The 247-nt window shown below is 58.7% G+C and carries 1 protein-coding gene; it reads left to right on the top strand.

What is annotated here, in order from left to right; all coding sequences use genetic code 11:
• Positions 1–247 (top strand): LemA family protein (locus AAEY83_RS17595; protein ID WP_351061257.1); only part of this gene is annotated, 247 nt, incomplete at both ends.

Here is a 247-nt window from a genome sequence, read left to right as displayed (position 1 = left end):
CCTCGATTCAGGTCGATGCCAGCACCCTCGACAACCCCGAGAAACTCAAGCAGTTCCAGCAGGCGCAGGATCAATTGACCGGCGCATTGAGCCGCTTGATGGTGGTCTCCGAGCGCTACCCGGATCTGAAGGCCAACCAGAACTTCCTCGCTCTGCAATCGCAACTCGAAGGCACGGAAAACCGCATTGCCGTGGCGCGTCGCGACTTTATTCTGGCGGTGCAGAAGTACAACACCGAGATCCGCAC

Source organism: Psychrobacter sp. TB20-MNA-CIBAN-0197, assembly GCF_040309765.1.
Taxonomy (GTDB): Bacteria; Pseudomonadota; Gammaproteobacteria; order Pseudomonadales; family Moraxellaceae; genus Psychrobacter; species Psychrobacter submarinus.
The sequence above is the reverse complement of the archived record's forward strand: the minus strand, read 5'-3'. Positions and strand labels throughout refer to the sequence as shown.